Source organism: Novosphingobium resinovorum (genome assembly GCF_036352595.1).
Lineage (GTDB): Bacteria > Pseudomonadota > Alphaproteobacteria > Sphingomonadales > Sphingomonadaceae > Novosphingobium > Novosphingobium resinovorum_B.
Map to the genome: position 1 here is coordinate 556,259 of NZ_JAZFAX010000001.1, position 26,191 is coordinate 582,449.

At 61.6% G+C, this 26,191-nt stretch carries 23 protein-coding genes; 11 read left to right on the forward strand and 12 right to left on the reverse strand.

The window, feature by feature from the left end; all coding sequences use genetic code 11:
- The first annotated feature begins 88 nt into the window (after positions 1 to 88).
- The 11 genes from V2S85_RS02760 to V2S85_RS02810 all read left to right on the forward strand — a co-directional run bounded on the left by V2S85_RS02760 (position 89) and on the right by V2S85_RS02810 (position 12,515).
- Complete coding sequence (locus tag V2S85_RS02760; protein ID WP_330701331.1) at positions 89 to 991, forward strand: AraC family transcriptional regulator; 903 nt, start codon at positions 89 to 91, stop codon at positions 989 to 991.
- 174 nt (positions 992 to 1,165) lie between these two features.
- Positions 1,166 to 2,437, forward strand: coding sequence for an MFS transporter (locus tag V2S85_RS02765; RefSeq protein ID WP_330701389.1), 1,272 nt, complete (start codon positions 1,166 to 1,168; stop codon positions 2,435 to 2,437).
- 41 nt (positions 2,438 to 2,478) lie between these two features.
- Positions 2,479 to 2,754 (forward strand): HU family DNA-binding protein, encoded by a 276-nt coding sequence (locus tag V2S85_RS02770; protein WP_330701332.1) that lies wholly within the window; start codon positions 2,479 to 2,481, stop codon positions 2,752 to 2,754.
- 277 nt (positions 2,755 to 3,031) lie between these two features.
- Complete coding sequence (locus tag V2S85_RS02775; protein ID WP_330701333.1) at positions 3,032 to 3,547, forward strand: sigma-70 family RNA polymerase sigma factor; 516 nt, start codon at positions 3,032 to 3,034, stop codon at positions 3,545 to 3,547.
- A gap of 91 nt (positions 3,548 to 3,638) precedes the next feature.
- Complete coding sequence (locus tag V2S85_RS02780) at positions 3,639 to 4,667, forward strand: FecR family protein (protein WP_330701334.1); 1,029 nt, start codon at positions 3,639 to 3,641, stop codon at positions 4,665 to 4,667.
- A 135-nt stretch (positions 4,668 to 4,802) separates the two neighbouring features.
- Positions 4,803 to 7,931 (forward strand): TonB-dependent receptor domain-containing protein, encoded by a 3,129-nt coding sequence (locus tag V2S85_RS02785; RefSeq protein ID WP_330701335.1) that lies wholly within the window; start codon positions 4,803 to 4,805, stop codon positions 7,929 to 7,931.
- Between the two features lie 114 nt (positions 7,932 to 8,045).
- Positions 8,046 to 8,831, forward strand: coding sequence for a Slam-dependent surface lipoprotein (locus V2S85_RS02790; protein WP_330701336.1), 786 nt, complete (start codon positions 8,046 to 8,048; stop codon positions 8,829 to 8,831).
- Between the two features lie 90 nt (positions 8,832 to 8,921).
- Positions 8,922 to 10,439 (forward strand): surface lipoprotein assembly modifier, encoded by a 1,518-nt coding sequence (locus V2S85_RS02795; RefSeq protein ID WP_330701337.1) that lies wholly within the window; start codon positions 8,922 to 8,924, stop codon positions 10,437 to 10,439.
- 198 nt (positions 10,440 to 10,637) lie between these two features.
- Positions 10,638 to 11,246: a biliverdin-producing heme oxygenase gene (locus tag V2S85_RS02800; protein WP_330701338.1), complete on the forward strand. Its 609-nt coding sequence runs from the start codon at positions 10,638 to 10,640 to the stop codon at positions 11,244 to 11,246.
- Positions 11,230 to 11,652: a YbaN family protein gene (locus V2S85_RS02805; protein ID WP_330701390.1), complete on the forward strand. Its 423-nt coding sequence runs from the start codon at positions 11,230 to 11,232 to the stop codon at positions 11,650 to 11,652. Before V2S85_RS02800 ends, V2S85_RS02805 begins: the two co-directional genes overlap by 17 nt.
- A complete protein-coding gene (locus V2S85_RS02810; RefSeq protein ID WP_330701339.1) occupies positions 11,652 to 12,515 on the forward strand; it encodes a TonB family protein in 864 nt (287 codons plus the stop codon). The genes V2S85_RS02805 and V2S85_RS02810 overlap by 1 nt, the downstream gene beginning before the upstream one ends.
- 150 nt (positions 12,516 to 12,665) lie before the next feature.
- Here the strand turns inward: V2S85_RS02810 and V2S85_RS02815 are convergent, their stop codons facing one another.
- The 12 genes from V2S85_RS02815 to V2S85_RS02870 form a co-directional block, all read right to left on the reverse strand.
- Positions 12,666 to 13,463 carry a TonB family protein gene (locus tag V2S85_RS02815; RefSeq protein WP_330701340.1) on the reverse strand — a complete coding sequence of 266 codons (798 nt, stop codon included), beginning with the start codon at positions 13,461 to 13,463 and terminating at the stop codon, positions 12,666 to 12,668.
- 112 nt (positions 13,464 to 13,575) lie between these two features.
- Positions 13,576 to 13,866, reverse strand: coding sequence for a DUF3325 domain-containing protein (locus V2S85_RS02820; RefSeq protein WP_330701341.1), 291 nt, complete (start codon positions 13,864 to 13,866; stop codon positions 13,576 to 13,578).
- Positions 13,863 to 15,425 (reverse strand): PepSY-associated TM helix domain-containing protein, encoded by a 1,563-nt coding sequence (locus V2S85_RS02825; RefSeq protein WP_330701342.1) that lies wholly within the window; start codon positions 15,423 to 15,425, stop codon positions 13,863 to 13,865. Before V2S85_RS02825 ends, V2S85_RS02820 begins: the two co-directional genes overlap by 4 nt.
- On the reverse strand, positions 15,407 to 15,700 hold the full coding sequence (locus V2S85_RS02830) for a hypothetical protein (protein WP_330701343.1): 294 nt from the start codon (positions 15,698 to 15,700) through the stop codon (positions 15,407 to 15,409). The genes V2S85_RS02825 and V2S85_RS02830 overlap by 19 nt, the downstream gene beginning before the upstream one ends.
- 13 nt (positions 15,701 to 15,713) lie before the next feature.
- Complete coding sequence (locus tag V2S85_RS02835; protein ID WP_330701344.1) at positions 15,714 to 18,194, reverse strand: TonB-dependent siderophore receptor; 2,481 nt, start codon at positions 18,192 to 18,194, stop codon at positions 15,714 to 15,716.
- A gap of 150 nt (positions 18,195 to 18,344) precedes the next feature.
- Positions 18,345 to 19,310: a FecR family protein gene (locus V2S85_RS02840; RefSeq protein WP_330701345.1), complete on the reverse strand. Its 966-nt coding sequence runs from the start codon at positions 19,308 to 19,310 to the stop codon at positions 18,345 to 18,347.
- A gap of 93 nt (positions 19,311 to 19,403) precedes the next feature.
- Positions 19,404 to 19,925 carry a sigma-70 family RNA polymerase sigma factor gene (locus V2S85_RS02845; protein WP_330701346.1) on the reverse strand — a complete coding sequence of 174 codons (522 nt, stop codon included), beginning with the start codon at positions 19,923 to 19,925 and terminating at the stop codon, positions 19,404 to 19,406.
- 494 nt (positions 19,926 to 20,419) lie between these two features.
- A complete protein-coding gene (locus tag V2S85_RS02850; protein ID WP_330701347.1) occupies positions 20,420 to 21,271 on the reverse strand; it encodes an energy transducer TonB in 852 nt (283 codons plus the stop codon).
- Positions 21,268 to 21,609, reverse strand: a complete 342-nt coding sequence (locus V2S85_RS02855; RefSeq protein WP_330701348.1) for a DUF3325 domain-containing protein — start codon at positions 21,607 to 21,609, stop codon at positions 21,268 to 21,270. The genes V2S85_RS02850 and V2S85_RS02855 overlap by 4 nt, the downstream gene beginning before the upstream one ends.
- Positions 21,602 to 23,305 carry a PepSY-associated TM helix domain-containing protein gene (locus tag V2S85_RS02860; protein ID WP_330701349.1) on the reverse strand — a complete coding sequence of 568 codons (1,704 nt, stop codon included), beginning with the start codon at positions 23,303 to 23,305 and terminating at the stop codon, positions 21,602 to 21,604. Before V2S85_RS02860 ends, V2S85_RS02855 begins: the two co-directional genes overlap by 8 nt.
- Before the next feature lie 10 nt (positions 23,306 to 23,315).
- Positions 23,316 to 23,621: a hypothetical protein gene (locus V2S85_RS02865; RefSeq protein ID WP_330701350.1), complete on the reverse strand. Its 306-nt coding sequence runs from the start codon at positions 23,619 to 23,621 to the stop codon at positions 23,316 to 23,318.
- A gap of 10 nt (positions 23,622 to 23,631) precedes the next feature.
- Positions 23,632 to 26,163, reverse strand: coding sequence for a TonB-dependent receptor (locus tag V2S85_RS02870; RefSeq protein WP_330701351.1), 2,532 nt, complete (start codon positions 26,161 to 26,163; stop codon positions 23,632 to 23,634).
- Between the last annotated feature and the right edge of the window lie 28 nt (positions 26,164 to 26,191).

Below are 26,191 nucleotides of genomic sequence, written 5' to 3' on the forward strand. Positions count from 1 at the left end.
CCGAAAAAATCATGCGCCAGCGAGTCATTAGATTGTGGCGGCCACTTCTCCGGCGGCAGAGCTGCACGCAGGAGCAGGAGGGAAGCGCATGGGCGCGGACGACGACGAAGCCGCGACAGAGTTGGTGGATTTTTCGTTCCCGGTGAGCACCGACCGACTCTCGCTGGATGCGCGCATGAGTCATAGCGGGGTGCATGTGGTGCGCGGTTCGCTGGCTCCGAATGAAGGCGGAGAGATTGGCGCGACCCAGCTTTCTGCGGTTGTCCACAAGGGCGAGCCGTTCGAGATGGAATGGCGCCTGCCCGGAAGTGACCGGCTGCACAGCAGGCGCATTGAGTTCGGAGACATTCATATCAATCCGGGCGATACTCCCTTTTTCCAGCGATGGACCGGGCGCCCGCTCATTCTCGGGATGGCGCTCGATCATGCGTTGATCGACCGGGTCGGACAGGAGACGTTCGGGCGGGGCGGCAGCAGCCTTCAAACGCTGGTCGGCATTCGTGACGACTGGCTCATGGCGGCGGCGAAGGCTTGGCGAGAAGAACTGGCAGCAGAAGGCTCCGGTGGGAGGCTAGTGGCCGAGCATATGGGCGTCCTGCTCGCCATACGCCTGTTCCGCAGATACAGCGATGCCGCATGGCGTCCGGTTCCCCCCAAAGGCGGCCTCGGCGCGCGCCGGCTCCGGCTGGTGATCGACTATATCGAAGCGCATCTGGGCGACGATTTGAGCATGTCGGCGCTTGCAGCCGTCACGGGACTCAGCCTGCATCATTTCGGGGAGGCGTTCCGCCAGTCGACCGGCATCCCGCCGCACCGCTTCGTGCTGATCCGCAGGATCGAGCGCGCAAAGATATTCCTGCTCACGACGGACATGACGATTACCGAGGTGTCCTTTGCGATCGGTTACGCCAGTCAGAGCCATTTCGCGCTCAAGTTCCGGGAAATGACTGGCGTGGGACCACACCGCTTCCGGCTCGATCGGCTTACATGATCGATCATCGCTTCCACGCGCATGAGACAGTCTGCGCCGATTCATGCTGCGCTTAGTCGGACTTGCTCATCGCTGCGGACGTTCTCGAACCCCATTTGAGAATCTCCGAGCACAGCACCCGGCAAGCGGCGCGCAACAAAGGACATTTCAAATTTGCGTGCTCGCTTGATCCGCATGACCGCAGCGTCCAATATTGAGAACGACTCGCAAATAGGATTTCCGATGACTATCCTCGCCGATGCAACTCCCGTAGAGACGGACCGCCGTCCGTTCAGCATCAGGCCGCTGATGTTCGAGACTTTCATGTGCTCGATGGCGATGATGGCGTTCGTGGCGCTGGCCGGACCGATCGCGCGGGTGATCGGCCTCGCCCCCTGGCAGGTCGGCGCCGCAATGACGGTCGCGGGCGCCGCCTGGATGGTGATGGCGCGGGTCTGGGGTGCGGCGAGCGACCGACGCGGACGACGGCCGGTCATCCTGTTCGGTCTGGCCGGGTTTGCGATCAGCTATTTCTTGCTGTCCCTATTCATCGACCTGGCACTGCGCACTGCAATGGTGCCTGTCCTTGCATTTGCCGGTCTGCTGATCGGCCGGGGCGTCGCAGGCGTATTCTATGCGGCTGTCCCTGCAACCGGGGCCGCATTGGTTGCGGATCATGTGCCCCCCGAAGGGCGCGCCGCCGCGATGGCCGGGATCGGAGCATCGAGCGGTGCGGGCATGGTGATCGGCCCCGGTGCTGCGGGGCTGCTTGCGCCTTATGGCCTGAACCTGCCGCTTTATCTCACCGCCGCGCTGCCAGTGTTGGCGCTCGTCATATTGTGGCGCGCCCTGCCCAGGATCGAACGTCACGCGCCGCCCAAAGCCGAACCGCTCAGATTGAGCGATATGCGCCTGCGCCGTCCGATGACAGTTGCGTTCATCGCAATGTTCAGCGTCGCTGTCGCCCAGGTCACGGTCGGCTTCTATGCGCTCGACCGCCTGCACCTCGATCCCCCCGGGGCCGCGCGCGCCGCCGGGATCGCGCTCGCCGCCGTTGGCGTGGCGCTGGTGCTAGTGCAGATTGCGCTGCGAAAGCTGAACTGGCCGCCGGCGCGGCTCATCCGCATCGGCGGCATCGTCGGCGCAATCGGATTCGGCGCGGTAATGCTGGCCGCCAGCGCGCCCATGCTTTGGGCCTGCTTTGCGGTCGCGGCTGCCGGGATGGGCTGGATATTCCCTTCGGTGTCGGCGCTGGCGGCCAATTCGGTCGAAGCACACGACCAGGGCGCAGCGGCCGGCACCGTCGCCGCCGCGCAAGGGCTTGGCGTCATCCTCGGGCCGATCGCCGGCACATTCGTCTATGGCATCGACAACGGAGCCCCCTATGCGCTGATCGCCGCGATGCTGCTGGCAACGGCAATGTGGCGCGAACGGACGTGCAGTGACGCTGGTTGTGGTTGCGGCTAAGCTCGCGCACTCGTTTCCAACAAGAAGAAGGAAGAATAGCCATGAACACCAGTGAACTCGTCGAACAGATCGCCACCGGACAGGGCGTGACCAAGGCCGACGCGCGCAAGATCGTTGACGCCGTCTTTGCCGCGATTACCGAGGCGGCCGCCACAGGCGACGAAATCGCGCTCAACGGGTTCGGCAAGTTCAAGGTGAAATCCAGCCCGGCACGCGATGGGCGCAATCCGGCGACGGGTGAACCGATGACCATCAAGGCGTCGAAGAAACTCGCGTTCACGCCTTCCAAGGCGGTGAAGGATAAACTCAACAGCTGATTCCGCTGCATCTATTGATTCGAGAGCGATCCCTCGCCGAAACCGACAGGGCATCGCTCTCTTCTCACAATGTCGGTTGTCGCCGGAATGACGCATTTTGCGCGCGAAAGAACTGCTGTTGCCCTCCAATGGTCAATTGCTTCGATCCCAGCCTTGGCGCCAGGATATGCGCCTATTGTCACGCTTGACAGCGGCAAGAAGCATTTTGCGATTGGCTCGCAATAGTGCACTTGCTACAGATGGGCTTCTATGAACGCGAGCTAGGAGGAAAGATTGGGTGTCGAAATATGACGACACCTTGAATCTCTTCCTCACGCATCGGTGGTCCCTGATCCGCTATGCCAGAACAATCACCGGCGACACGGCTGAGGCGGAAGACGTGGTGCAGGAAGCGTGGCTACGCTTCAGCGCGGCTGCCGCGAAGCGCACGATGGCCGAGCCGATGGGCTATCTGCGCATAACCGTTCGCAACCTTGCTCTCAATGGCAGCAGCCGCAAGCGTATCGAAGGGCGGATATTCGAACCCAATGCAGAGATGAATGCGACAGATGTGCCATCGGATTTGCCGAATCCGGAGGTCGCGGCGATATCCCGCGACGAATATGCACGTATAGCAAGGGCACTCGCCGAAATGCCCGAACCCATGCGCATCGCGGTCGAGATGCACCGTTTGGGTGGGGAGAAGCTCAAGAATATTGCCGCGCATCTTGGCGTTTCCATTACCACCGCGCACAAACTGGTTCTCGATGGCGTCGAGCGTTGCCGTGCGAGGACGGACCGACCGTCCGAGTGAAAATTATACGCTGTCACCGAAAAAACTCCGTCCCCGCTTGTTTAAGGAATAGGGGACGCCCTTGGTGCGAAAGCCGGGCGGAAGGAGTGGCATGAGCAAAGGGCGAGATATATCCGGCGACATGACGCATCGAACCCGCGCTAACCGTGAGGCGTCAGACTGGCTCATCCTTCTACAGGAAGAGCCGGACAACAATGAACTGACCGCGCAATTTGGCCTGTGGCTGAACGAGAGCGAGGTCAACACCGCAGCATGGGCCGAAACCGGGCGCATCTCACATGTCATCCAGGTTACGCCACCAGCCTATGCAGAACGGTGGCAGATTTCTCAATCCAGGGTCGTCCCGTTCGCCGACGCTCATGCCAGAAAGGAGGCGCGGAATAGACGCCCCTTGCGGCTCGTGGGCGGTCTTTCGGCAATTGCCGCCGCTGCGTGCCTTGCGGTGATCGCTGTCCCCGAGATGCTGCTTCGCCTGAACGCCGATGCTCTTACCGGCACAGGTGAAATGAAAAGTCTGCATTTGCAGGACGGCAGCGTCGTGACCCTGGCCCCGCAGAGCGCTGTCGCCATCGACGTCAGCAAGGGCGGGCATCGTGACGTCCGCATCCTGCAAGGAAGGGCGTGGTTCGACGTTGCGCGCGATCCTGGCCATCCGTTCCGGGTGGTCGCGGCCGATACGACCACCACGGTTCTGGGCACCGCATTCGAGGTGCGACGGGGCCAGAAGCAGCAGGTTTCCGTTGCCGTGCAACGGGGACTGGTCAGCGTTTCCTGCGAGAACCAAGCCGGGAATGCGGAGCGTCTTGGCGTGGGTGATGCTCTTGTTCTCGCCTGCGATGGCCACACGAGGGAAAGACGGACGGTGGAACCCTCGCGGATTGCCGCTTGGACGGATGGCCAGATCGTTGCCAGTGACCGTCCGGTGAAGGAGGTCATCGACGCCTTGAGACCTTGGCACGGCGGCGTCATCATGACGTTTGGCAATGGGTTCGACAGGCGGCGCGTGACGGGTGCTTATGATGCGCGCCAATCCGATCGAGTGCTGCTGGCGCTTGCTAAATCCCACGATATGAGCGTGCGAAAACTCACGCCCTGGATCACGTTGATCACCGCTGATTGAAGCCCCCTGCGAGAAATTTAGGCCGCTCGCACATTTTTCCCGAAAAATTCTGAGCCTCGCCTGTTCTAGTAACAGGGGTTTATGCAATTGACTCGCATTTGCAATTATGTGCTGCCCCTTCGTAGAGCGAAAGGGATGAGTACAGTGCGTTCGGGGGTTCAGATTATTTCAAGTAAGTCGCAGGGTCGGGTTCTGGCAGTTTCGCTGCTGGCATCGGTTGCCGCGGCAGGCCTTATCGCGCCGGCAGCGGCTTTGGCCCAGTCCGGTAATGAAGCCGGTACGATTGATTTCAACATCCCTCCCCGCCCGTTGAGCGAAGCGCTCGCAGATTTCGGGCGGCAGTCGGGCGTGCAGATCAATGTGGACGCGGACGACATTCGCGGCCGTTCATCGCCAGGTGTGTCCGGGCGCATGTCAAACGCTCAGGCGCTGAACCGCATGCTGGCGGAAACCGGCCTGACCTGGCAGATCGACAATGGATTCGTCACGCTTGTTCCGGTGCCACGGACCGCGCAAGCCTCCGACGATGCGAAAAGCAACGTGCAGCTTGGCCCGCTGCGCGTGGACGGGGCGCAAACGGGCAACCTCGCTGCCGCACAGGAAACCGGCGTGGAGCGCGACGCTCGGCGCAAGGATGAAATCTACGATCAGGACATTTCCTCCACCTTCGCAAGCCGCGAGGAAATCGAACGCTACAGAGGCACCAACACGGCCGACGTGCTCAAGGGCATGGTCAATGTGTTCAGCGGCGATTCGCGCAACGGCGGCGCGATCGATCCCAGCATTCGCGGCATTCAGGGGCCGGGACGTATCCCGGTCATCATCGACGGTACCGAGCAGGCGCTGACCGTCTGGAAAGGCTATAATGGGGCAGGCAATCGCAGCTATATCGACCCGAGCCTGATTTCAGGGATGCAGGTCCTCAAGGGGCCGGTGTCCGCGCGCGGGGTCAACGGTTCGACCGGCGGCGCGGTCGTCGTCAACACGCTTGATGCCGCCGACATATTGAAGCCGGGCCAGACGTTCGGCATCGAACTGAAGCTCGAAGGCGGCAACAACTCGACGAACCCGCGCTGGCCGACGCTGCTGACGGGGTTGGATCATCGCACTGTTCCGGGCTTTCCAACGGGCTTTTCGGCCAGCTATCCCTATAGCGACCCTTCGCTCCGCGTGACCTTGCGTACGAAAGACGACAACGAGGCCTTTTCCGCAGGCGATCGCGCGATCCGGATCGCGGCGGCGGGCCGGGTCGGGGATTTCGAGCTGTTCGGTGCTTACGCGTTCCGCGAGCGCGGCAATTATTTTTCCGGCAAGCATGATGCCGATTATTACCAACAGGAAGGCCTCGTGCTCAATGCGGCCAATTATGTGCGACTGCTGGGTCTGCATTACGAGCCGGGCAATGAGGTGCCGAACACGTCGAGCGAGCTGGAATCCGTCATGCTCAAGGCGCAATGGAACATCGCCGACGACCAGGCGCTGCAAATCGGCTTTCGCGATACCCGATCCAATTTCGGCGAGATCATGCCCTCGCGGATCATGACGACGGGCGACGGTTATACGTTCGGCAATATTCAGTGGCCTGAGAGCAAGGTTCATGCCCAAGCCTTGAACGCGGAGTATAAGTGGCGGCCCGACAGCCGCTTCATCGATTTCAAGGCGACGGCCTGGCTGACCGATACGGTGAGCGACACCTACAGCGGTGGCGGCTTCCCCAATGTCGCGTCAGCCACCAGTCCGATCATCGTCAACAGCGCGATCGCCAATTCACATAATGATCGCTTCGGCTTCAGCGCGAGCAACCAGTTCAACTTGTCGTCCAGGCTCAGCTTCCTGCTGGACGCCAACTGGCAGCACGAGAAGTTGCGTTCGGACGATGATTTTGCGGTGACAAGCACCTATCCCGGTGTGCGGGCCTATCCGCGCGAGGGACGCCGCGAGGAATATCGCATCAACCTGAGCGGCGAGTGGAAGCCCGTAAAATTCCTCAAGCTCAATGCGGGCATCGCCTATACCGGCTATTGGGCGAAGGATGATTTCCTGCCCAAGCTGATCGAGGCCAGCGGTGGCTCGATAACTCAGTCCTACGCTTTTAAAAGTGAGACGAGTTATCAGACGACGGAATTTGGAGCCGAGGCGTACGAAGCCTGGCTAAGGGAAAGACTCCCTACAGCAAGTGATGCCGTCATCCAACGACGAATCGCAACCTATCTCCGCAATCCTGTGCCGTTTGAATGGGAGCATGCAGGTCCCGACTGGGTGCCGGACGCCGACGGCAAGTACCATCGTGCCGACAATATCTGCATCAACGGCTTCCTCGACACCATAGCGAACTCCAACGGCGTGTGTACCGCTGGCGGTGTAAACACGTTGGTTTCCATCACCGAAGCCAAGCGCAAATCCGGTCATGGTTGGGTGCCAAGCGCATCGGCGACTGTCTACATCAGCGATAGCAGCCGTGCCTATCTCCGCTATGCCGAGGCGCTCCGTTGGCCGAGCATGTTCGAAAGCACGATCGGCTTCTCCGCCTCGATCGATCCGGTGCGGGATTTGAAGCCGGAACGCATGAAATCCTGGGAAGCCGCTTTCATTCAGGATTTGCGGCCTCTCTTCGGTCTGCGCGGCGAGGGGCATCGCGCCGACGTGAAGCTCACCTGGTATCATAACACCACGCACGACGTCATCGAACGCACGAGTAACCTGCTGTTCAGCAATCTCGACAAGCAGACAATCGCCGGCTTCGAATTTCAGGCGCGCTTCGACAATGGCCGTTTCTTCACCGACATCAGCGCCGGTCATATGACCAAGAACGAGGTCTGCGACGAAAGTACGGCAGTCTCCATCGATACTGCTCGCGGATACCGGGTGCCCGATTGCGTCAAATATGGCTTTGTCAGCAGCTTCCTGCTGACCCAGGCGACGCCGGAGACCAGCGTCAACTGGAATGTCGGCGGCCGCTTCTTCGACCGCCGCCTGGAAGTTGGCGGTCGGCTGATCTGGTACAGCGCCTACGAAAATTCAGATCCGATCGGGGAATGGACCACCGGCGAGACCTGCGTTGGAGGTTGCTCGCTCAACATCCCCTATACCTGGGGCGAGATCATCACCTTCGACGCCTATGCGCGCTTCCGCATCAACGAGCGGTTCAACGTCGAGCTCGCCGGCACCAACCTCAACGACCGTTATTATATGGACCCCCTCTCACGCTCGATGTTGCCCGCTCCGGGACGGACGGTGCGGCTGAGCCTGACGGGGAGGTTCTGACCCGAGATTCAGGGCCGCCACCGCATCCATCAGTCCAGGCAAGAACGGGATGACGGCGGCGCCCCTGGATGAAGGCACCTGATGTTCAGGTGCTTCGATCGCAGGAGAAGTAGAATGAAGTTCGTACATCTCAAAGCCGTTGTTGGCGCCATGGCGCTATCTGTCGCCCTGGCGGGGACCGCACAGGCCCAGATCACTTCGGCAACGAGCGATTCCGCCAAGGTCCAGATCGGCGAGAGCAACGTCGTCGGTGGCCCGCACACCGCTGGCAAGGTTGGAATCTGGGTGCCCGCCTTGCCCACCACGCCGACTCGATTGTTTGTCGACTTCCAAGGCCTCCAGGGGACAGCTACACCCACGGCCAATATCGTGACCACCGTCAACAACCCGACCGGAACGATCACCGATCACTCGCAATATGGTCGTTTCGACTTTTCGAAGGTCGATGGCTATACTGTCTATTATGGCGAGTGGAGCCAGACGGGCAGTGCATCGGCCGGCGACCACACCGTCTATTTCGGCGGCACCGGCGCCTCGACGGACGCGGCCGTGAACGGGCTCACCGGAACGGCAGTCAATTATAACGTCTACGGCCTGAGCAACTATGCGGGTAACGGCCAGCTCAACGGGACGCTTACCGCGAACTTCGTCGCCGACACGCTGACCGGCTCGATCCAGTCGGGCAACTACAAGGTCGATATCGGAACGGCCGACATTATCGGCTCAACGATCGATGGCATCGACGCCGAGGCGTTCACCGTCAGTGGTGGCGTTCCGACGTCGGTTGCGACCAACGGCGTCGTCAGCGGTCAGTTCTTCGGATCGGCAGCGCAGGCCCTGGCGGGTATCGTGGAATTCAGCAACCGCCAGTACGATACCGCCTTCGGCGGCAAGCAGTAATCGCGCGTCCTTGAAAAAATCGGGGCCAGGGCGGGGTTTTCACGCCCTGGCCCCTCTTTCGCGAAACCGCCGCAGAGATCGAAGCCAAGCATGCCGCTTTTGAACATTTCTATCAAATCTCGCTGGCGTCCCTGTCTGGCATCGCTCTTGTGCGGTGGCGCCACGTGCTTCTCCTTACCGGCCCTGGCGCAAAGCGCAGGAGAGCAGGATACAAGGCTGCGGCTCGACCAGGAGATCCAACGGCAAGAGCGCAAAACGGAAGCGCAGCTATTAGAGGATGCCGATGCGCTCGACGTACCGCCAACCTTGCTCGAAATTGACGGCAAAAGCTACTCTGTCGGCGATAATGTCAATGAGATGGGTCAGGCCCTCTATATCTCCGTCAGGCGGCAGCAATGGGCTGACGCACGTCGGTTCCTCACGCCCTATGAGCGCTACCCCGATCATGACCCGAAGCTCGTGCTCTTTGCGAAGGGCGCGCTTGCACGCGAGGGCGGTAAGCTAGCAGACGCCGAACAATATTATCGCGAACTGGCTGTGCTCGATCCCAATCTGATGTCGGGGCAGCTCGAACTGGCGCGCGTGTTGTTCGAGAACCGCAAGGATCGCGAGGCGCGGACAGCATTCGAGCAAGTGCGCGGCCATCTCGTCGCTGAAGGTGAAAAATCGGCCGGAGTGGTCCGCACTGTAGATGCCTTCCTCAGGGCGTTGAAGCAACGGCGGGGTTGGCAAGGTAATATCGCCATAGGCCCTGGCTACAGCACCAATCTCAATCAGTCGTCCGAAAGCTATACCTGCCTGCTGGTGACTGAGGACGGCTCATGCCTGTTCGATCGCCAGTTACCCGATGCGATCAAGGCCACCGGAATCAATTTCGAAGGCTCGCTGGGCCGCAGCATCCCGATATCGGGCCATCACGGACTGCGCGCCCGCGCGCTTGTGTTCGGCGATATCTATCCAAGCGAAAATGACTATTCGCAGGCGACGCTCATAACCCGACTCGGCTATCAATATCAGTCTGCGCGTGACACGTTTTCACTGTCGCCATCCTTCGACATCGGCACTTTGGGGTCTTCCGTGCTCTACAATGCCTGGGGCGCCAATCTGGATTGGACGCATACGGCCTCGCGCAATATCCTGTTCCGGGCTGAAGTGAATTACCGAGATTATCGCTATCATCAGCGTTCCTTCTCCTCCCAGGACGGTCCGCTCACCGATGTCAGTCTGACCGCATTCTATGTCGCTTGGCCAGGCTGGACATTGTTTGGCGGTCCAGACTTTACCGCAAAAGATACCCCGGCGGCCGTCAATGCCTATCGGCAATGGGGGGGGCGCCTGGGGGTCAGCAAATCGTTCGGCAAAAGCGCGAGCCTGCTTCTCATCGGCTCCTACCGACATCGCGATCATCGCGCATATAGCCAAGTCTTTGCCGCAAAACGCAGCGACGACCAGTATAATGTCACCGCGATCGCGCGCTTCCCGGCGCTCCAATTCGTGGGTCTAGTGCCCGAACTCGTGGTGCAGCACACGCACGTTGAGAGTAATATCGACTGGCTCTATTCCTATAAGCGCACAACCGTCAGCGTGAGGCTGAATCATGCCTTCTAGCCCGCCGGATTCAAGGTATCGCGATCGCCAGGAAGGCCGACACTCCGGCCCATGCTATGTGAATGCGTTCGTCGTCTTCGTCCCCCAAGCCGAGCTTCACTCCCTCACTGGGGGACGATCCAAAGGGGGTGGCGGCCCAAAGACCTCCGCCACGCCCGCACCGCTTTCATTCGACAAACAACCGAAAAGGGAATGCCCATGACCGTGACAACATCCGAACGCCTCATAGAGGAGCAGAGCCGCGCGAAGCGGCTAAAGGCGCTGACGCATGTCACCCATGACCGTCTGGATACGTCGATCATGTCGGCTGCCTTGTTCACCAGTGTCGAGGGCTACGGGCGGTTCGTGAGCGTGCAAACGTTGTTCCATCGCGATATCGACGCGCTCTATGACAATCCGGTCCTGCAAGCAGTATTACCCGGCCTTGCCGAACGCCGCCGCTTGCCGCTGATCGCAGCCGATCTTGCCGATCTCGGTTTGCCGTTCCCCGAAGACGATACCCAGCCCGCGTTCGCGCGGGGCGAGGCGACCGACGTTGCCGCTGCGCTGGGCTGGCTCTATGTGGCGGAAGGCTCGAATATGGGCGCGGCACTACTTCGCAAGGAAGCGGCGAAGCTGGGCCTGTCCGACACACATGGCGCGCGGCACCTTGCTCCCGCCCCGGAAGGTCCCGCAGCGCACTGGCGCGCCTTCACTGCCGCGCTCGATTCGGCAGAGTTGACAGATGAGGAAGAAGCCTGCGCCGTTGCCGGTGCTAATGCTGCCTTTGCGCGAGTGCAGTCGCTGGTCGATGCGCGCATTGGCTGATCCTTCGGCGGGCGACCCCATTCGGCGCGGGCGTATCGCCCGCATCGGATGGCTGCTGCTCGGCTTCTTATGCGTAGGTCTCGGTTTCGTTGGAGCCTTCCTGCCCGTCATGCCGACGACGATCTTCATGATCCTCGCCGCCGGCTGCTTCGCACGGTCCTCGCCCCGGCTCGAAGCCTGGCTGTTCGACCATCCCCGCTTCGGCCCAGCACTGCGCGCATGGCGGACGGAGGGTGCGATTTCCCGTGCTGGCAAACGCGCGGCCTGCATCGGCATCGCGATCGGTTACGGCCTGTTCTGGCTCGGTGCGAGGCCAGCGCTCGGCCTTGCGCTCGCCGTCGCCGCAATGATGCTTGCCTGCGCGGCCTGGATCGTCACGCGCCCCTCACCGAGAAATGGCCAATAATGCGTAGCAGTCACCTTGATTATACGCGGGATATCGACAGCCGGGGTGAAGCCGACTTTGGCGAATATCTCGCTTTGCAGTCCTTTGACTACAGTAAGCCCCCGGCCCCGGCTGAGAACGGAAATTCGTTTCCAGATCCTCCTGTCACATGGGCGACGGGCACGCGCTATTGCGACCAGCCGATGGACTGGCGAACGCGACTAGTCGGGTTGACCGGCACGGTATCGGTTATCGGGATGGTGCTTGCCGCCGCCCTGTTTACCTGGAAGACGGTCCAGCAGATCACGACCAGTTCGCAGCCCCTCGTCGTCATAGAGCTGGCGCCGCTCGCCACTCCGTCCGAACCAGCGCGGGAAGTCGCGCCCGGACCCGAACAGGTCGAAAGACAGGAAGCCAAACCCATACCGGAGCCGGACGTGATATCGCCCCCGCCGCTGATCCAGCTTACTTCGCCAAACCTCACTGCAAAGGAGAAGCAGGAGGTGCCCGAAGTGGTTGATCCCGGTCCGCGTGTTCCTGAAACGACCGCGCCCAAGAGCGTTGCAGCAGCTCCAGCCAACCGGCTGTCCAACGATGTGCGGCCAAATTGGGAAGGACTGATCCTCGCCCACCTTGAGCGTTTTCGCCGCTATCCGGCGCGTGCCCGCGCTGCGCGTCAGCAAGGCACCGCCTATATCCGGTTCACGATGAATCGGGCCGGTATGGTGCTATCGTCCGCCATAGTGAAGAAATCCGGCTCGTTCGACCTCGATCGGGCTGCGCTCGATACGCTTCAGCGCGCCCAGCCCCTCCCAGCGATTCCCGAGAGCAGGCCTGATATCGTCGAGCTGACCATTCCGGTCGAATTCTATTTGCAGCGATAACTTAACATTCCTTGGGCTAAACATGGTCAGCTTCCCTGGAAGCGGCATCGACACGCAATCGTCCATGGGTCTTCGGGCACGGAGGCGGCCACCATGCGGGTCCGACGGCAGAGGGGAAGCGTTGTTCAGGTCACCAGGCGCCCGACAATCTCATCGCATAAAGAACTCGACCGGCACCACCAGCTCGATCGTATCCCCCTTTACGTCCTCGGGCGGTTTGGGCAGCGGTTGCGCACGCTTAGGCAGGGACAAAGCCTCCTGATCCAGTGACCGGAAACCGGAACTGCGCTCGATCCGCACGGAAAGCACCTTGCCCTCGCGGTTCATGATGAACCGGATGTACGACACGCCCTGTTGGCGCGCAAAATGGGCGTCTCGGGGGTAGCGCTTCACCTTGTTGAGCGCACCCAGCACCAACCCTTCCCAGGTTGGCTTGCCCGTCGATACTTGTGGCGCGTACGGTGCGGGTTTGCTTTCAGGGGCCGTGGTCTCCTTGATCAGGGGACCGGGATCCGGTGTCGGCTTGTTAGCAACCACCGGCAGACTCGCCAGACTTGGCACTTCCACCCTGGGTAACTCGACCTTGGGCTGGTCCGGATCTAGTTGCTGCTTTTCCTTCTGCATCTTCGCTGGTCCCGGCGGTACTTCGCGAATTGGCTCGGGCGGCGCGGCGGGCGGCGCCACGTCGAACATGCTGAGTGTCGCGGGCGCCTGCGACACTGCATAGCTGCGCCATGTGAAGAGCGCGCCGCACAGGATCAGAAGGATGATCGCCGAGGCGCCTCCCAGGCCGAGGAAGCGGGTGCCCGCACTCATGGGCTGGTCGCTGTAGCGGGAAGATCGATCCCATTGGATCACAGGCTCTGGCGCGGCCACGGATGCCGGGGCCTGTGCTGCGCCCTCGCCATGCGATGGGCTGTGCGCGGACATGGTGGCAAGGCGTTTCATGTCGTGGTTCCGGGCAACACGGCCCATGGAAGGATGCCAGGCGGCGGGGCCGTGCCCACCAGCCAGCCCCATGCTCGCGTCGCACCGCGGGCGCGGAAGACGGCAAGCGAGATCATCGCCGGACCTTCGCGACGATGCGTTCGCGGTTCGTGTGGGCGATGACGACAAGTGCGGCGGCGATGGTCAGCCATCCGAGCCAGACGACCGCACCATAACCCCAGCCAAGGCTCCTGCCGGCAACGACGAACGCCGAAGTCAGCAGCAGGAAGCCGGACAGGCGTAGCGAGGTGCATGCTCTCGGCGCCAGCTTGCTCCGCAACCATTCCTGCTGATGACGTGGGCTAGCCAGGAGCAATCCCGCAAACCCGGCGAGCGATGCCAGGAATATCGCGAGGTCGATCACGCTGCGGCCTCCACCGACGGGCGGGGCTTGCGACGAGGCGCAGCCTTTGGCGTGTGGGAGGCTAGTTTCCGCACCGCCAGCGTGAGCAATGCCGCCGTGATCAGCATCACGAGGTCGAAGCTGACAAAGACCCAGTCTCGGGTGATCAGGCTGGAGAAAAGGCCGCGTGTCGTGGTGAGTGCGCTTACGATGGGCACAAGGGCATAGAGCAAGGCACATACCGTCAGAGCCTCAACCCATGCGCTTTTGGCGGGGCGGACGATCGACCAGACGAGCAATGCGGTCCATGTGATGAAAAGGCAGCGGATTTCCCAATCGGCTCTGCCAACGGCATCCGTTGACAGCAAGCGGTTGGCGAGAAAATAGGCGGCCACGCCGGCAGGAAGGCCGACTATCGTGCCGATGTTAAGCCGCTCGACGATCCGAAAGCCGAAATAGGGATGTTCGGGATCGGGCAGCCTTTGCCTGCGCTTCACGATCCAAAGTAGCAGGCCGGTGCCGATCATCACCGTCCCGCCCAGCCCGGACAGGAAATAGAGCCAGCGTAGGGTCGGCGCCGCATAGCGGCCGGCATGGAGGCCAACCATGGCGCTTTCGACGATATGCGTATTGCTGGTCGATGGCGGTGGCGTGATGAGCGCGCCTGTGGCCCCATCGAAGATCTGCGCGCCATGATGCTCTGCGATGCTATCGGCCCCGGATGGAAAAAGGGTGATTCGCGCATCGGCATGGCCGGGATGCTGATATTTGATCCGCACGGCCTGCACGCCACCCCATTCCTGGCTTGCTTGCGTCAACAGCGGCAGCAGCGCCGTGAGCGGCGCGGATGGAGCCGCCGAAGCCTCGATCGTCATGGGCGCAAATCTTGGTGGCTTGGGCCGCATCATATCCGGCCAGGGCATATACATATGCATGAGCGCGACCAGGCCGGTATAGGTGATCATGAGGTGGAAAGGCAGCGCCAGGACGGCGGTGACATTATGCGCGTCGAGCCAGCTTCTCTGACCCTTGCCAAACCGCAGCATGAAGAAATCGGCAAATATCTTCTTGTGCGTGACGATGCCGCTCACGATCGCCACGAGCATGAACATGGCGCTCAGCCCGACGATCCAGCGCGCCGTGCGATAGGGCACGTAATGAAGCTCGTAATGGAAGCCATAGAGGAATTGCCCACCCGCTGTCGGCCTTGGCACGGGCGTGTCCAGTCCTCGTCCGTTGAGCCTCATGCTTCCCCTTGCCGCGTCGCTTGCGGTGGGCGATGAGGCCTCTGTCCAACTCAGCCTCGTTTCTCCGCCACGGGACGCAGGCAGCATGACATCCCATGTCACGGCATCGGGGTGGTGGCGTGCCAGCCATGCCTGGGCATTGACCGCCGCGGTGCGGGGATCGGCCTGCTCAACGCTCTCCGGCGTCATCCAGGCGGTGATCTCCTGGTTGAAATAGGCCGTCGTACCCGTAAAGAACACCGCGTAGAGGAGCCAGCCCAGGAGCAGCCCGGACCAGGTGTGGAGCCATGCCATGGACTGGCGAAAGCCCGGCATCATGGCAGGTTCGCCCATAAAGTGATCGCCACGCCACCGCCCAGAAGGACGATGCCGGCCATGAAGCCTGCCAGCAGCCGTCCCAGATCACGAACGGCGAAGCTGGTCAACGCGACCAGGGCGAACACGGCAAAGCTTGCCATCTGTCCCGTCGCCACGGCATCCGCCGGTTCTAGAGGGAGCCAGAGCGCGAGACAGCAGGCGGCCAGCGCCGCGACCGCATATCCACCGGGGATCGCGATCACGGCGCGCAGGAGGATGCCCCCTCCCTTCGACAAGATGGCCTTGTTCACGAGTGCCCTTCGATCAGAAGCGGCCGCGGACCGTCAGCGCGAAATTGCGTGGATCGCCCAGGAAGTTATTGACGCTGATGCTGCCATAGCCCGGCAGATAATAGCGTTTGTCCAGCAGGTTATCGACCTTGAGCGCGACCGTGACATTGTCGTTGAGTTTGTAGCCGATCCGCGCGTCGAGAATGGCGAAGCCCGGAAGATCGAAGGCGCGATCCAAACTGATGGAGCTAGACTGCGCATTGACACCGCCGCCCAGGTTGAACCGGTCGAGGTCGCCGGGCAGCGTATAGTTGGCGGTTATACGGACGAGGTGTTTGGGTGTCGCGAGCGCGAAACGTTCCCCGCTATAGGTGGGATCTTCAAGATATTCGGTCGTGTTGAAGGTATAGCCGACCGCCAGTTGCAGTCCGGGAAGCAATTCCCCGCTGGCTTCCAGTTCCACGCCCTGGCTGCGGACCCTTCCGGATGCGACGGAGCAATACCAGCCATCGCAGGCGAAGCCGCCCGAAACATCGTTGAACGCCCGGTTTTTATGATCATAGCGGAAGATCGCGAGCGAGACGTTGGCGGCGCCACCGGCCAGTTCTCCCTTGATACCCGCTTCATAATTGGCGCCGGTGACGGGCTTCAGCAGGGTGCCAGACCGATCGCGGGCCGTCTGCGGCTCAAATATGCTGGCATAGCTGGCGTAGACGTTCCAGTTGGCGTTCACAGCGTAGACGGCCCCGAAATAGGGTGTGACGTTCGCATTTTCTTTCGACGTAGACACGCCCTCCGCTCCATAGGCCCGCGCGGTGCCGCTTTTAAAGCGATAGGCATAGTCATACCAGCTAACCCGGCCACCCAGGCTGATTGTGAGAGCGTCAACCGGCTTCAGCCGCCAGGTTCCATAGATGCCCGTCTGTTTGACATCATAAGCGGTCCGTGAAGAAAAAGCGTTATCCGCCAGACTGTCCACGGTCTGCCGTGCGCGATCATGCCGGATATTGAAAATGTCAGCGTTTTCGACGTTGAACTGGCGGGCCAATATGTCATCGGTCTTGTAGGATAGATGGTTGGCGCCGATGATGATCGTATTTTCCATGCCAAGCGCGGAGAAGCGCCCTTCGACATAGCCGTCGACCGCATTGCCTTCGGGATTGAAATCCGTCGCGAAGTCGGAATATCTGGCGCCAGTCAAGGTCGTGCGGGAAATGGTGCCCGAGATGAACTGATAATTCGCCCGGCTATGTTCGTCCATGTGCATCGCGGCAATCTTCACCTTCCAGGCGTCCGAAAAGCGGTGCTCGATGTCAGCAAAGATCATCGTCTGGTCGTTTTTGGTCCGGTTCCATTCGGCGCCCGAAAAAGTTGAGCGTGGCAGGCCGAGATCGCCCCCGTCCGCAAAGCGCATGATACCTCGTTCATTGGGACGTCCGCGACTATGCCGATTGCTCACGCCAAACCCGATCACGGTGTCGGGTGTGAGGTCATAATCGACAGCCAAATAAAGTGAGCGTGTCTTGTTCCAGACATAATCCACGAAGGAATCCGACCGGTCATAATCTGCAATGGCACGAATGCGCAGATGACCCGCGGCATCGACCGGGCCGCCAACGTCGATCTGAGCCCCATAATGGTTCCACGACCCGGCGATTGCGCTGGCATTGATCGTCAGATCAGCTTGCCCCCGCTTGCGGACGAAATTGATCGCGCCGCCTGGGGCATTGGCGCCCTGCAGCAGGCCGGCAGCACCGCGAAGCACCTCAACCCGATCATAGAAGACCATCGAATCCACGAGATAGCTTCCCGCCGAATAGAAATTACGCGGCGTGACCACGCCGTCATATTGCAGGATATTGATCTCAAAGCCGCGCGAGTTCACGAATAAACCCGGCCCAGGGCCGCGTTGGAGCGTAATGCCAGCCACGCTTTCAAGGGCATCGCCGACAGAAATCACATTCTGGTCATCCATCCTCTGGCGGGTGAGCACGGTCACGGATTGAGGGATATCCTTCAACGCCTGTTCGGATTTTCCGATGGTCACGGCGCGGGCGGCGTAGGAGCGCGTGCCCTCGCTCGTCGCCGCGCTGAACGGCGCGCCGAGCTGGCCTGATATGGCGATGGCGTCACCATCATTGCCCTCGACCCGCACGGGACCGAGCTGGATCGCGCCGTCAGACGCTTGCGGCGCCCGTTCGAGGGTCACTGTATTCTTGTCGATCCAGCGCCAGGTCAGGCCCGTGCCCGTAAGCAAGCGGCTCAGCGCTTCGGTGACGGCGAACCGACCGGAAACTACGGACGATTGCCGACCGGCAAGCAGCCCCGTTTCGGCAGTGATCTGCAATCGCCCCTGCCGCCCCAGTTCGGTCACGGCGTCGCCTAGCGATTGCGCAGGAATGTCGAAGGTTTTAGCGACGGTCCGTTCCTGTGCCTGCGCCACGCTCCACAGCGGCATGACGGCCAAGGCCGTCCCGCTGAGCAGCAACGGTGCAACCGCACGCAAACCGTTCATCTTCAACCCCCGATAACCCATTCATCAAACCTTTTCGTCGGCAACCCTGGTCGCATTCTTGCAAGCGGATCGCATTAGCAGTTTGGAACAGACGAGATGGGTCGAGGCATTTTCAAAGGAGGTGGAAATATTTTTTGGATGGTTCCAATCTCAGGATACGATCATCAGATATCCGCCGATTGTTCCTACCTCTCCGCCATAGGGATGAACGATGGCGCGGAGCGCGGCTTCCGGATCGTTGATATCATAGGCCCCGGTAACGCGCCTGCTGGCAAGCCTTTCGTTACGCAGCAGGATGAAGCCGCGATGATAGCGGCGCAGTTCCGTTACGACTTCCACGACGGTGGCGCCGTTGACGATGATCTGGCCATCCCGCCAGGCAGCGATACGGCTGGGCGATATGACCGATCGAACCGTTTCAGCGTCCGAGGGGCCGACCTGAACGGAATCGCCCGGTCGCAGGTCCAACGGTATATTGCCCGAACGTTCGACGCGCACCGCCCCGCGCTGGACCGAGACGTCAACGGTTTTCGTGTCGAGCCCAACGTCAAAAGCCGTGCCCAGCACCCGGACATCGACATCGCCGGCGTGGACGACGAATGGTCGGGCCTTGTCATGAGCCACGTCGAAGAACGCCTGCCCCGCGAGCAATGTGACGCCGCGTCGGGCACCTTCATAATCGAGCCGGATCGCGCTGCCGCTATCGAGGTGGAGGATTGACCCGTCGGCCAGCTTGACCTGCCGGACCTCACCCTTGCCCGTGCTATAGTCGGCCTGCGCCCAGATCCAGATGGCCGGCGCCGCCAGCAGCAGCGCGAGACAGGCGGCGCTGGCTGCCATGACGGACAGCATCCAGCGAGGTCTGGCCGACCGCTGCGACATGGCGCCCGCGACCGTTCTTGGCGCCTGTTCCCACTCATCCTGATGGACGGGCGGCGTGCTGTTCATCAGCGCCCAGCTCTTCTGCGCCTTCCCCCATGCCCTCGCATGGGCCTCGCTGCGCGCGATCCACTGCCCCAATTCAGCCTGTACAGCCGCGCCCGCCTCCGGGCCATGCACGCGGATCGTCCAGTCCAGTGCTTCATCCTGAATATGGGCATGTACCTGTTCATCCATGCTCATCGGTCTCCGGCAGGGCATGGGTACGGACCAGCACCTTGACAACAGACGAGCCATGACCAGATATTTTCAATGGATGCGCGGCGCAGCTTAATCATCGCCATCCGCTATCGCCTCCATGCAGCAGGCAACAGCCTGTTTGATGAGAAGATGCGTCATTCCCACCGAGATGCTCAGATGGTCCGCAATGTGCTGAAGCGTGTATCCGCCGAAATTATACATTTCGAACGCAATCCTGGTCCGCTTGGGCAGCGTCGCGAGTTGTTCCTTCACCCGGTCGAGTTCGCTCCGGTCGATGGCCTCCCGCTCGGGCGATGGGCGGGGATCAGCCACATGCTCGACGATGGGGGAATCAGCCGGCGAAATTGACCGTTCAATCGTGCGACGGCGCATCAGATCAATCGCCAGATTCCGAACGATCCTGTACAGATACCCGACCGGCTGCCGCTGGATCGGCCGGTCATCGACATCCTCCATGCGGTTGAAGCGCAGCCACGCATCCTGAACCACATCCTCTGCGGTTCCACGGTCGCCGACGAGCGGGACGACGGAATCGATCAGGCGCGCGCGATGCGCCCGCCAGATCTCCAGCCGTCTTGTCTCACCCTTCACCAGCGGCCCACCTTCGTTTGAGCCGCCAGCCCGTGCGACAATCACCCCCCAAGCGGGGATTGGTGTGCTCTTAGACGAGATGCGATTAATTCTCAATAAGGCCATTTGGCGGTATGGCGGTTGGTAACCACTATGCTGTCGGGAAACATCGTTTGTCGTGTATTCCAAAGTCGGCACGCAAAGTGGGTAAGACTGAACGGCGGCCGGTTCTGCGGTCGGCTGCTCCAACCGAAGAAATTTTCGCGTTCGAATCTAGGAAAGCAACTAGCATGACACCGCATCGCCTCCGCCCGTAAACCACTGGCATAAGCGGGCACGAACGGCTCATGCGGCACGAAGCCAGCCGTTGTTCATCGCACGTGGACTCGGGCACGTGCTGACGACTTGCCGCCATTCGATCACTATTGTGGAAACGGCTGCTTACGCCGGAACCGGTCGTTGAGCGGCGGACAAAGCACAATGGCCAAGGGCCTACCAGCCGCCAGACACGCGCTTTATCGTAGGAAGAACTCGACCGGTACGACAAGCTCGATAGCTTCAGCACCCACGCCGCTCGGCGGCTTGGGCAGCGGCGAGGCGCGTTTCGGAAGCCCGAGCGCCTCTTCATCGAGTGACGCGACGCCGGAGCTGCGCTCGAGACTTACGGACAGCACCCGGCCTTCGCGATCCATGACGAAGCGGATATAGGGAACGCCCTGCTGGCGGGCGCGCTGCGCCGCGCGGGGATAGCGTTTGGCCTTGTTCAAGGCCGCAAGCACCATGCCTTCCCACGTCGGCTTCGCGATGCTCTGCTGAGGGGCAGGAGGCGCGGGCTGGCGTTCGGGCGTGGTAGTCCGCTCGATCGGTGGACCGGGATCGGGGATCGGCTGCACGACTGGGTGCGGATGTGGGTTGACGCTGGGGAGCTGGATTTCGGGCGGCTCGATCTTTGGTCGATCCGGCACGGGCAGCGGCCTTTCCTTCCGGGCCGGGCCGGGCGGGATTTCGCTCGGCGGCTCCGGGAGCGCGGCTGGCGGAGCCACATCAAACACGCTGAGCGTCGGCACGGCGGGCGGTGCGGTATAGGTCCGCCAAGTGAAAAACGCTCCGCCAACGATCAACAGCACGATCGCGATGACACCACCCATGCCGAACAGCCGTGTGGACCAGCTCATCGGCTGATCGGCGTATCGCGCGGAAGGTTGCCACGCGGGTGCGGCCACAGGCGGGGACGCGAAATGCGCGTCCGAACTGTCGAATTCCGCATCTCCGTCCCCAACGGATCTGGCATTGGGGCAATCGTGGGATCCGGTATCGCCCGATGGGGCTGGCGGGACATGCCGGTTGAGATGGCCCGGCAGATTCATGGCTCCGCGCATCCCTTGGACGCACGGCCGCCCACCCATGACAAAGGACGCAGCAACCCCGGGCGCCAGGTTAGCGTGAAAGCGACCATCAATGCGGCGGCGGTGAGCGCCATGACCCACACCAACGCCGCAATCGTCGCGTGATCGGTCAGATTGCAGAGAATGAGCGAGAGCAGGAACGCCGCTCCTGCCGCAAGCCGCAACGGCGTCCGTCGCCGCTGTGGCGGTCTGCCGCTTCCGCGCACCTGCTTCCAGTGCGCGTCCATCGCGAGTGCCAGCCACGCGAAGCCCGCGACGTTCAATAGCACTGCGCCTGCCAACAGAAGATGGTCAGACATTAACCGCTTCCCGCACGACAGGTTGCGAGCGCCCTTGCTCCATTGCGCCCGCCTCCTTGCGGCGCAGCTTTTGCGCCGCGAAGACGGCAGCGGTCGCCGTCGCGAGCAGGGACAGGTCCACCCCGGCAACGGGCCAGTAGCCGGTGCCAATCGTGCGGAGCAGCGTATCCCCGGTGGTGATCCAGTTGAGCAACACCGCCGACACTGCCATCACAGCCACGACCCAGCACTGTTCACGCCATGCGGGATTGAGTTTCCCCAGCGCCACTGGGCCACTGCGCACGAACGCATGCAGCATGGCGAGCGCCCAGCCCGTCCAGAACGCATAAATTTCTAGACTGCCGCGCGGCGGCCAGCCAGAAGGCAGCGCCTCGGGCAGCAGGCGGTTGGCGATCAGGATGCTCATGGTCGCGATCAACATGCCGGTGATCGTCGTGACGGCCAGCGAATCCACCACCCGGCGACCCTGGCTGCTGGTCTTGGCGTGCTGCTTCTTGCGCTTCTCGACGAAGAAGATGAGACCGGTGGCAATGCAGGTCGTGCCCATCAGACCGCCCAGCACATAGAACCAGCGCAGCGGCCAGTGGCGGAAGTGCTGCAAGTGCAGGCCGGTGAGGAAGTCGGCAAACCCGCCCACGGCGGTCTGTGGCGGGTCCTCGCGCAGCACGTGTCCCGTGCTGGCCTTGAAGTGGATGCCTTCGCTCACACTCGCGATGCGGTCGGTGCCGGCGCGGTAGATGCTCACATAGCCATTTGCATCGCCGACATGGTTGAGGCTGAGAGCGCCGACCTCGCCCGCCATGCCTTTTGCCGCCCAGCGCCGCTGCGCTTCGGCCACCATCGGGTCCACGGAAGCCAGCGGCGCGGCCACGCCGGCGCGGTCATGCGGCAGTCCTGTCTCCTGCTCCTCGATCTTCTCGTGCAGTTCGTGGAGCGGTTCGAGCTGGGTATCTGTCACGGGGAAATAGGTCCCCGCGAAGATCAGCAAGCCGGTGAAGGCGAAGAAGAAGTGGAAGGGCAGTGCCAGAACGCCGGTCATGTTGTGCAGGTCGAGCACGCTGCGCTGGGTGTTCTTGCCAGGCCGGAAGGTGAAGAACTCGCGGAAGACCTTGCGGTGCATGGCCACGCCCGAGATGAGCGCCACCAGCATGACCAGCCCGGCGAAGCCGACGATCCAGTTGCCAAGGTCTCTCCCGTTGGGGGTGAGATCGTAATTGAGGGTGAGATTGTAATGCAGCGGATAGAAGAACTCGCTGCCGATCTTCAACTGGTCGTCAGGAAATGTCTTGCCGCTGCGCGGATCGATCGTGCGGCGACCCATGACGGAATCGGGCACCCTCGCGTTGGGCGTGTCCCACGCGGCGCTCATGTCGAGCACCGGGTCGCGATGCGTGGTGAACGCGCCCCAGAAGTCGGGATGATCCCAATGTGTGGGCAATGGCCCGTCAACTAGCGTCCGGGCTTTGTCGAGGCTCTCCTTGCCGGGCTGGATGCTCTCGAACACCGGACGTAGCATCTTGTCGAACGAGGGCATGGGCTGCGGCGTAAAGCGCGACGCGGGAATCGCCCAGCGGTCGATTTCGCGATCGAAGACCGAGAGCGAGCCGAAGAAGAAGACGACCACGAGCAAAAAGCCCAGCACGAGGCCGAACCATGTATGCACCCAGGTAGCGGCGTGGCGGAAGCTTTGGAACATACCCCGCCCTTCAGGTCAGGCACATCTGGATCAGCGAGGCGGCGGCAGCCATCAGCACGCCACCTCCCACCAATACCGCGCTCGCTCGCCACAGGCTGCGGGCGGCGAAGGCCCACAGGAACGCCGCCGGATAGACAAGGAGCGCCAGGATCGAGCCCAGCGTCTCCCCGTCATGGAACTCAGCGCCCAGCGGGAATGTCCCCGCCGCGCACAGGGCGATCACGCCCCAGCAAAAGGCGTAGCCGCCGAGAACCGCGAGCAGGATGCGGCCGGCAAGAGCAACGGGACTGCGATGTGTAGCGGCGCCTGTTTGCATCTCCGACGCCTCAGAAGTCCACGGTTGCCGAAAGGCGGAAGGTGCGCGGGTCGCTCCTCATCAGGTTGCCGGCCGAAGGATGCGGTGACTTCCAATAGCTCGCATCGAAGACGTTATCGACGTCGAAGCGGAAAGTGATCGGTTTGTCGCTCCATGGTCCGGCAAAACTGTAGCGCGCGCCGAGGTCGACCTGCGTCCACGCCGGAAGTTTAAGGTCGGGCCTGCGGTTGAGAGCCACGACATTGCCGGTATGGGTAAGACGCCCGGTCAGCGTCAGTCCCTCGATGAACGGGGTATCCCATTCGCCGCTGACGACCGCCCGGAACTTCGGCGTATTGGCAGCCCTCCAGCCGTTGCGGCCGCCATCATTCTTGGTCTGGGTGGCCTCGATAAAAGTGACCCCGCCAAGCAGCCTGAAGCTGTCAGCGAGTTCACCGTATGCGGTCAGTTCGATACCGCGGTTCCTCTGCTCGCCGTCGAGCGTCAACGTGGGAAGGCCCCCGGCTGGGTCGTCGACGGACAATGCATCCGGCTGAGAGATCTGGAACGCTGCCACGGTGGTCGTGACGGAGCCCCAATCCACCTTGACGCCCGCCTCGTACTGCTTGCTCGCATAAGGCGGAAATATTTCGCCGGCGTTGGCGTAGCTATTGCCGACGACCGACCCAACCTCGAGCGCCTGAATATAGTTTGCGTAGAGCGACACGGTTGCCGATGGCTTGACGATCAACGCGAAAGACGGCGACCATGCCGAAGATTTATACGTTGTCGACTGGATGTTGGTGCCCGAGAACTGGAAGCTGCTGGCTTCTATTTCATTGTAACGAACCCCGGCGGTGAACAGAATACGCTCATCCATGAACGACATCGTGTCTACGATCGCGATGCTGGAAGACCTGTTATGGATGGCCGGCAGGATATCTTCGTCGGGGGGATATACGGGAGTCGAGGGGAAGATCGGATTGGAGAGAGTGCCCACGGGAATGATGGCGCCGGCTCCGGCGCCAGCCCGGCTCAGCGGGGTAGAGTCGTACTCCCATTTGATCCGCGACAGGTTGAGGTTGAGCGTGTGTCCGACGGCGCCGGTATTTATCTTGGCATTAACCCCGCCCTGCAGTGACAACACGTCGGTCCGATCACGAAATCTGGCGGCCAGAATGCCAACATCGCCAGAACTGTTGAGGAGATAAAGATCGTCGTCGGTGGCTGTCGCCTTGTAGCGTTGTTTGCCGATGGCGGCATACGCGGTCACATTGTCGAGAATATCGACCTCGCCCTGAACCATGCCCAGCGTGATCTCATGCTTCCCTTCCGCCCAGGACGGCGAGAAAGCAACGCTGTTACTAGGCGCTTTTGGAACCTCGGTGAGCGATGCCAGGACGCCCCTCAGGCCATTGATCGTAATGGTGCTGCTGGGCGCGGTGAGACTTGACCACTGATGTGCGAAATCGGCTGACACGCGGACGCGATCGCCGCGATAGTCCAGGTTGACTGCCACCGTGCCGAACTTCGCGTGCTGGGTATCGACCGGCGTATCGCCGCCATCGATGGAGCCGTTGATACGAATGCCAAACTCTTTGTTCGAGCCAAAGCGGCGGCTGACATCGGCATGGACGCCGATCTGCGACTCCGACATATAGCGCGCGGTCACCTGGGTCAGCGGCTGATCGTTCGCCCGCTTGGTGACCAGATCGACCGTGCCTCCCAGGGCAGCCATTCCATTCATGGCCGTACCCTTGAGGAGCGTGTTTGGTCCGCGCAGCACTTCGACGCGCTCGATGTAATCGGTCGATGCATAATTCAGGGGTGCCATGCCGGGCAGCCCGTTCAGACTATTGCTCGCCAGATAGGGCTGAACGGAAAATCCGCGAAAGGTCCAGAAATCGTTCCTTCCGCCGCCTTTGGTCCCTACGATTACAGACGATTCATTAGCCATGACGTCATTGAGAGTTCGCGCCTGCTGGTTCTGGATGAGCTTGCTCGTGTAACTGGTTTGGCTGAACGGCGTATCCATCACGTCGCGATTGCCGAGCATTCCGACCTGACCGCCACGGGCGACCTGGCCGCCCGCATATTCCTCCGGCAGCGTGCCAAGGACAGACGTTGATGGCGCGGGGCGACCCGATCCGCCTTCGCCCTCCACGCGCACCGGCCCAAGCTGAATTGCGCCATCGGCCGATTGGGGGGCGAGTTCCAAGGAAACGCGATTGCCGCCAGTGACACGAAAAATCAGGCCGGTGCCGACCAACATCTGCGAGAGGGCTTCGGTGGGCGTGAAACGTCCCTGCACGGCGGAACTGCGCCGCCCGGCCACCTTGTCCGCTTCATAGGCTATCTGGAGGCCGGCCCGCTGCGTGAGCGTGAGAAGCGCGGCATTGAGGTCTTGCGCGGGAATGTTCACGTCGATCTGGCCTTGCGCCGTCTGCGCGGCGGCGGCCGGCGGCATTGCGACACCGCCCATCACCAAGGCCAGCGCGCTCGCCGTAGCCGCAAGAATCACTCGCCCGCCGCGACCCCGGCGGACATTCGCAACAACCCCCATCAATAATCCCCTTCAAAATCCAGATTCG

Excerpts from the sequence above, each read along its gene's own strand:
- V2S85_RS02850 (WP_330701347.1), bottom strand. The coding sequence starts at position 21,271 with ATGAATCTGCCGGGCCATCTCAACCGGCATGTCCCGCCAGCCCCATCG.
- V2S85_RS02800 (WP_330701338.1), top strand. The coding sequence starts at position 10,638 with ATGACCGTGACAACATCCGAACGCCTCATAGAGGAGCAGAGCCGCGCG.
- V2S85_RS02790 (WP_330701336.1), top strand. The coding sequence starts at position 8,046 with ATGAAGTTCGTACATCTCAAAGCCGTTGTTGGCGCCATGGCGCTATCT.
- V2S85_RS02825 (WP_330701342.1), bottom strand. The coding sequence starts at position 15,425 with ATGGGCGAACCTGCCATGATGCCGGGCTTTCGCCAGTCCATGGCATGG.
- V2S85_RS02805 (WP_330701390.1), top strand. The coding sequence starts at position 11,230 with ATGCGCGCATTGGCTGATCCTTCGGCGGGCGACCCCATTCGGCGCGGG.
- V2S85_RS02795 (WP_330701337.1), top strand. The coding sequence starts at position 8,922 with ATGCCGCTTTTGAACATTTCTATCAAATCTCGCTGGCGTCCCTGTCTG.
- V2S85_RS02870 (WP_330701351.1), bottom strand. The coding sequence starts at position 26,163 with ATGGGGGTTGTTGCGAATGTCCGCCGGGGTCGCGGCGGGCGAGTGATT.
- V2S85_RS02760 (WP_330701331.1), top strand. The coding sequence starts at position 89 with ATGGGCGCGGACGACGACGAAGCCGCGACAGAGTTGGTGGATTTTTCG.
- V2S85_RS02770 (WP_330701332.1), top strand. The coding sequence starts at position 2,479 with ATGAACACCAGTGAACTCGTCGAACAGATCGCCACCGGACAGGGCGTG.
- V2S85_RS02785 (WP_330701335.1), top strand. The coding sequence starts at position 4,803 with ATGAGTACAGTGCGTTCGGGGGTTCAGATTATTTCAAGTAAGTCGCAG.
- V2S85_RS02810 (WP_330701339.1), top strand. The coding sequence starts at position 11,652 with ATGCGTAGCAGTCACCTTGATTATACGCGGGATATCGACAGCCGGGGT.
- V2S85_RS02855 (WP_330701348.1), bottom strand. The coding sequence starts at position 21,609 with ATGTCTGACCATCTTCTGTTGGCAGGCGCAGTGCTATTGAACGTCGCG.
- V2S85_RS02780 (WP_330701334.1), top strand. The coding sequence starts at position 3,639 with ATGAGCAAAGGGCGAGATATATCCGGCGACATGACGCATCGAACCCGC.
- V2S85_RS02865 (WP_330701350.1), bottom strand. The coding sequence starts at position 23,621 with ATGCAAACAGGCGCCGCTACACATCGCAGTCCCGTTGCTCTTGCCGGC.
- V2S85_RS02815 (WP_330701340.1), bottom strand. The coding sequence starts at position 13,463 with ATGAAACGCCTTGCCACCATGTCCGCGCACAGCCCATCGCATGGCGAG.
- V2S85_RS02835 (WP_330701344.1), bottom strand. The coding sequence starts at position 18,194 with ATGAACGGTTTGCGTGCGGTTGCACCGTTGCTGCTCAGCGGGACGGCC.
- V2S85_RS02860 (WP_330701349.1), bottom strand. The coding sequence starts at position 23,305 with ATGTTCCAAAGCTTCCGCCACGCCGCTACCTGGGTGCATACATGGTTC.
- V2S85_RS02765 (WP_330701389.1), top strand. The coding sequence starts at position 1,166 with ATGACCGCAGCGTCCAATATTGAGAACGACTCGCAAATAGGATTTCCG.
- V2S85_RS02840 (WP_330701345.1), bottom strand. The coding sequence starts at position 19,310 with ATGGATGAACAGGTACATGCCCATATTCAGGATGAAGCACTGGACTGG.